Below are 5,009 nucleotides of genomic sequence, written 5' to 3' on the forward strand. Positions count from 1 at the left end.
GGGTGGTGCGTCGGCTGCGGGCCGGTGGGGGCTTGTCGCGCAGTTCCCCGCGCCCCTGACGGGGCGCCTGGTCGCGCCCACGCGGCGGAGCCGCAAATGTGACAGCCCCGCGCCCCCTACGGGGCGCCCCAGGCGGGGCGCGTACCTCAGACCGCCTCGCGCCGGGCGACGCCGGTCGCCAGGGCGTGCTCGACGACCGAGACCAGGACCTCCTTGGCCGACTCGCGTTCCCGCGCGTCGCACATGACGACCGGCACCTCCGGGTCGAGGTCGAGCGCGTCGCGCACGGCCCCCTCGGGGTAACGGGCGGCGCCGTCGAAGAGGTTGACGGCGAGGGTGAAGGGGATGCCGCGGCGCTCGAAGTAGTCCACGGCGGCGAAGCAGTCCTCCAGGCGGCGGGTGTCGGCGAGGACGACGGCACCCAGCGCGCCCTGGGCCAGCTCGTCCCACAGGAACCAGAAGCGGTCCTGGCCGGGCGTACCGAAGAGGTAGAGCACCAGGTCCTCGCGGAGGGTGATGCGGCCGAAGTCCATGGCGACGGTGGTGGTCGTCTTGCCCTCCACCCCCGCGATGTCGTCCACCGGCCGGCCCGCCTCGGTCAGCAACTCCTCCGTGCGCAGCGGCCGTATCTCGCTCACCGAGCCGACCAGGGTGGTCTTGCCGACGCCGAAGCCCCCGGCCACCAGCAGCTTGAGGGTCGTCACCGGGGCGGCGGGCCGCCGGCGGGCGCGGTCAGTGCGGCCGAACACCATGGTTTTTCCTCCGATTTCAGGGACGGCGCCCTCGCTCGCCCCCGTGGTACCGATCGTTCCGCATCCCCCGGCGCCGGGACAAGCCCCGGCACCGGGAGGGCGGCGGGTGGTCACAGCGCCCGCAGGCCGTCGATGACATCCCGCAGGATGCCCTCGTCGGGCAGCTCCGCCGGGGGCACGGGGCGGGTGACGCGGACGTGCCCCGCGTCGATCAGGTCGCCCACCAGCACCCGGACGACGCCCACCGGAAGGTCCAGTTCCGCGGCCAGTTCGGCGATGGACTGCGGCGTCCGGCGGGCCAGTTCGGCGATGTCGAGGTGTTCCGGGGACAGCGTCTGGTCGGCCAGGGCGTGGGCGCCGCCCGGGTGGTCCGCCAGCGACTCCTCGGCGATCACCAGGGCGATCAGGTCGAGCCGGTCCTCGGCCGCGCTGCGGGTGCGCCCGCGGGTCATGGCGTACGGGCGGACCACGGGGCCCGCCGCGTCGTCGAACCAGCGGGCCGGCTGCTCGGGGTCCCGGTCCATGCCCGCCGTCACGCGCCGGCGGCGGCGCCGGTGCGCGGAGCGGTGGCCAGGTGTGCGCCCACGCGCTTGACCAGCAGGGTCATCTCGTAGGCGACCTGGCCGATGTCGGAGTCCGCATCGGCGATCACCGCCAGACAGCTGCCGTGGCCCGCGGCGCTGACGAACAGGAACGCCTTCTCCAGCTCGACGACGGTCTGCCGGACCTCCCCGGCGTCGAAGTGCCGGCCCACGCCCTTGGCGAGGCTGTGGAAGCCGGAGGCGACGGCGGCCAGGTGCTCCCCGTCCTCGCGGGTGAGCTCCTTGGAGGTCCCCGTCGCCAGTCCGTCGCCGGACAGGACGAGTGCCTTGCGGATGCTGGCGACGCGCTCGACCAGGTCGTCGAGGAGCCAGTTGAGCTCGCCGCCCTCGCCGGCCCGGTCGTTGCGCAGGGCTTCCTTCGGTGCGGTCATCGACCGTCCCCCTCAATCGTCGTTCCTGGTGCTGTCGTTCCTGGCGGGTTCGCCACGTCGTTCTGCTCCCGGCCGCGCTGCCAGCCGCGCTGGAGGGCGGCCATCCGGGCCCGTACCTCGTCGGCGTCGCGGGCGGCGTCCGGACCGGCCGGGTCCGGGGCGGGCCGGGTGTGCACCGCAGTCCGGTCGTCCTTCAACTGCGGGGCGAGGCTGGCCTGGCGCACGCGCCGGGGCAGGCCCCCGGTGGGCGTGCGGTCCTCGTCCGGGCCGGTGCCCGGGTCCTGGGCCGGCGGCCGTCCGGCGGTGCGTTCGGGGACCCTGCGGCCGTGGTCGGACACCAGGACGGGGGCCCTGCGGCGCGGCAGCGGGAGCGGGCCGTCGGGCGCCTGCTGGTGCTCCTCCCCGCCGGACACGTCCGGCACGTCCTCGAACAGGGCGTCCAGCGGGCCGGGTTCGGTGCCGCCCGGGGCGCCTCGGCGCTCGCGCACCGGGCGGCCGGGGACCGGGCGGGGGCGGCGGCCGGGCAGCGGCTGACCGCCGGTGTCCTCGTCCGCTCCCGCACCACTGCGGCGCGGGGCCTCGGTGAGCAGCGCCGAGGGGATGAACACCACGGCCGTGGTGCCGCCGTAGGGCGAGGTCTGCAGGGAGACCCGGACGCCCTGGCGCTGGGCGAGCCGGCTGACGACGAACAGGCCCAGCCGGTCGGTGTCGGAGAGCTCGAACTCGGGGGTCTCGGCGAGCTTGAGGTTGGCCTCCAGCATGACGTCGGCCGTCATGCCCAGGCCGCGGTCGTGGATCTCCAGGGTGAAGCCGTTGGAGACCCGCTCGCCGAGGACCTGGACCGCGGTGTGCGGCGGGGAGAAGACCGTGGCGTTCTCCAGGAGTTCGGCGACGAGGTGGGTGAGGTCGCCGACCGCCGGGCCGTCGACGGCGAGCCGCGGCAGCCGGCGGACGTCGATGCGCTCGTAGGCCTCGACCTCGGCGACCGCGGCCCGGACGACGTCCATCAGCTGGACGGGCTTGCGCCACTGCCGGGCGGGGGCGGCGCCGGAGAGGATGACCAGGCCCTCGGCGTGCCGGCGCATGCGGGTGGTGAGGTGGTCGAGGCGGAAGAGGTCGGCGAGTTCGTCGGTGTCCTCGGTGCGGCGTTCCATGGTGTCGAGGAGGGTCAGCTGGCGGTGCAGCAGGACCTGGCTGCGGCGGGCGAGGTTGACGAAGACGTCGGAGACCCCGCGGCGCATGTCGGCCTGTTTGACGGCGGCTTCGACGGCGGCGCGCTGCAGGGTGTTCAGGGCCTGGCCGACCTGGCCGAGTTCGTCGGAGCCGTACTCCAGGCGCGGGGCCTCGGTCTCGACGTCGACGGTCTCGCCCGCGGCGAGGCGGCGCATCACGCTGGGCAGCCGCACGCCGGAGACCTCGTGGGCCTCCTTGCGCAGCCGGCGCAGGTCACGGACGAGGCCGCGGCCGATGCGGATGGAGATGACGAGCGAGCAGACGAGGGCGGCGAGGCCCAGGATCCCGGCGACGGCGGCCTTGGTGAGGACGCCGAAGGCGATGGGGTGGACGCGGCCCGAGTAGCGTTCGCTGGCCTGCTTGCCGAGTGCGCCGAGGTCGTCCAGGACGGGGGTGACGGTGGCCTGCCACTGCCGCTGCCCGACGGCCTGGTCGGTGCTGCCGGGACCGGCGAGGATCACGGCGTCCTCGGCGGCGCGCAGCGCCTTGGCGTGCGGGCCCTGCCAGTAGGCGTCGAAGAGCCTGCGGTCGGCGGCGGGCAGGGCGGGCAGGCTGGTGGAGTAGAGGATCGTGCGCTCGGCGGTGCGGTCGGAGAAGGTGCGCAGGTCCTGCCGGTCCATGCTGCCCGCGACGAACGCGCCGGAGAGCAGGGCGTCCTCGCGGGAGACCGACTCACGGGCCCGGATGAGGCCGGCCAGGGCGCGGCCCTGCCGCTCCATGTCGGCCTCCTGGACGACGCTGAGGCTGCCGAGGAAGTCGTAGTAGGGGTCGACGAGTTCGTTGTAGGCCTGGAAGGCGGCGAAGCGGGTGAGGGTGCTGTCCTCGACCCTCCGGCGCAGGCCCTCGATGCTGTCGAGGCTCGTCTCGATGGCGCGGAAACGATCCTTCGTACCGGAGTCCATGGCGTCGCGCGCCTCGCGGTCGATGCCGGAGCGGTAGTCCGCAACGGCCTTGTCGGTGGCGCGCTGCCGGGCGTCGAGATCGGTCAGGGCGCCGGGGCGGCGGGGGTCGGCCAGGTAGACGAGGGTCTGGCGGCGCTCCTTCTCCAGGGCGAGGATCACGTCCTCGGCGGGGAAGCCCGCCTTGCGCATCACGTCGGCGAAGGAGAACAGCTGGACGGCCTCCTGACCGGTGATCACCGTGGCGAAGGCCCACAGCGCGGTCAGGGACACCAGCGGCACCAGCAGCAGCGCCACGATCTTCCGGCGGATGGACTTCCCGCGAAAGCGCATGGCCTCCCCTACGTCAACCCCGGTGCACGGGGGTGGTGTTCCGACAACAATGCGGCGTGAGCCTACTACTGCGAGGTAGCGGACCCGAAGGCCAGTACGGACCAAGGACGTGTGAAGCGGCCGGGATTCCCCTCATCACGGGAACCTTCGGGCACTTCCGGCCGCTCTTTTCTTTGTACAAGGAGAGGGGAAGAGTTCCGACCGGGGGAGGTGAGCGGTCTTGCAACGGAACCACGACGCGCATGCCGGCACGGCATCGGCCCGCAGGCCCTTGTGGGTGGAGGAGCCGGCCCGACGGCCGAGAATGCCGGATCCGATCCGTACGGCCGCGGTGCGTGCGGCCCTGATCGCCGCCGTGACGCTGGTCCTGACGGTGATCACCGTGCTGTTCGCGCTGGCCGGCTCATGGCTGGCGTTCCCGACGCTGCTGTGTGCGGTGGTGAGCACCGTGCTGGCGACGTGGGGCGTGCTGGACGTGTGGGTGACGCGGCAGGTGTGGCGCCAGCGGCACGGGGTGATCTCCGTGCCGAGCAGCAGCGCTCGCGCGGGGCGCGGCATACGGGGGGCGCGCAGCGCCCTTTAGGGGCGCGGGGCCCCTTTTGATATGCGGCTCCGCCGCGTGGGCGCGATCAGCCACGACGCGCCTGCACTGGGCGCCCCGTCAGGGGCGCGGGGAACTGCGCGAGCAACCACGACGCGCCCGCAGTCGAGGTACCCGGGGCTTCGCCCCGGCACCCATCTGCCGGGAGAGCGACTGACCCCAGCCGCGCAGCCGCGGCAGCATGTACTGCATCTGCGCCAGGGAGACCTGCGCCTTGC

Annotated in this window: 4 protein-coding genes and 2 pseudogenes; 1 reads left to right on the plus strand and 5 read right to left on the minus strand. The window is 73.8% G+C overall.

The window, feature by feature from the left end; all coding sequences use genetic code 11:
• Nucleotides 1-146: 146 nt before the first annotated feature.
• The 4 genes from ACWD4B_RS35055 to ACWD4B_RS35070 all read right to left on the minus strand — a co-directional run bounded on the left by ACWD4B_RS35055 (nt 147) and on the right by ACWD4B_RS35070 (nt 4,190).
• On the minus strand, nt 147-752 hold the full coding sequence (locus ACWD4B_RS35055) for a GTP-binding protein (protein WP_451424567.1): 606 nt from the start codon (nt 750-752) through the stop codon (nt 147-149).
• A 110-nt stretch (nt 753-862) separates the two neighbouring features.
• Entirely contained in the window at nt 863-1,276 is a 414-nt protein-coding gene (locus tag ACWD4B_RS35060; RefSeq protein WP_451424568.1) for a DUF742 domain-containing protein, read from the minus strand.
• 8 nt (nt 1,277-1,284) lie between these two features.
• The gene (locus tag ACWD4B_RS35065) at nt 1,285-1,725 is read right to left on the minus strand and encodes a roadblock/LC7 domain-containing protein (RefSeq protein WP_390779251.1); all 441 of its coding nucleotides are present in this window, start codon (nt 1,723-1,725) and stop codon (nt 1,285-1,287) included.
• Entirely contained in the window at nt 1,722-4,190 is a 2,469-nt protein-coding gene (locus tag ACWD4B_RS35070; protein ID WP_451424569.1) for a sensor histidine kinase, read from the minus strand. The genes ACWD4B_RS35065 and ACWD4B_RS35070 overlap by 4 nt, the downstream gene beginning before the upstream one ends.
• 220 nt (nt 4,191-4,410) lie before the next feature.
• Between ACWD4B_RS35070 and ACWD4B_RS35075 the strand changes: the two are divergent.
• Nucleotides 4,411-4,743, plus strand: a pseudogene (locus ACWD4B_RS35075) (hypothetical protein); the annotation flags it as partial.
• 174 nt (nt 4,744-4,917) lie between these two features.
• Here the strand turns inward: ACWD4B_RS35075 and ACWD4B_RS35080 are convergent.
• Nucleotides 4,918-5,009, minus strand: a pseudogene (locus ACWD4B_RS35080) (hypothetical protein); the annotation flags it as partial.

The sequence above is a fragment of the Streptomyces sp. NPDC002536 genome (assembly GCF_053594995.1).

Bases quoted from the DNA above. Each gene is read 5' to 3' on its own strand.
- ACWD4B_RS35060 (WP_451424568.1), bottom strand. From the start codon at position 1,276: ATGGACCGGGACCCCGAGCAGCCGGCCCGCTGGTTCGACGACGCGGCG.
- ACWD4B_RS35065 (WP_390779251.1), bottom strand. From the start codon at position 1,725: ATGACCGCACCGAAGGAAGCCCTGCGCAACGACCGGGCCGGCGAGGGC.
- ACWD4B_RS35070 (WP_451424569.1), bottom strand. From the start codon at position 4,190: ATGCGCTTTCGCGGGAAGTCCATCCGCCGGAAGATCGTGGCGCTGCTG.
- ACWD4B_RS35055 (WP_451424567.1), bottom strand. From the start codon at position 752: ATGGTGTTCGGCCGCACTGACCGCGCCCGCCGGCGGCCCGCCGCCCCG.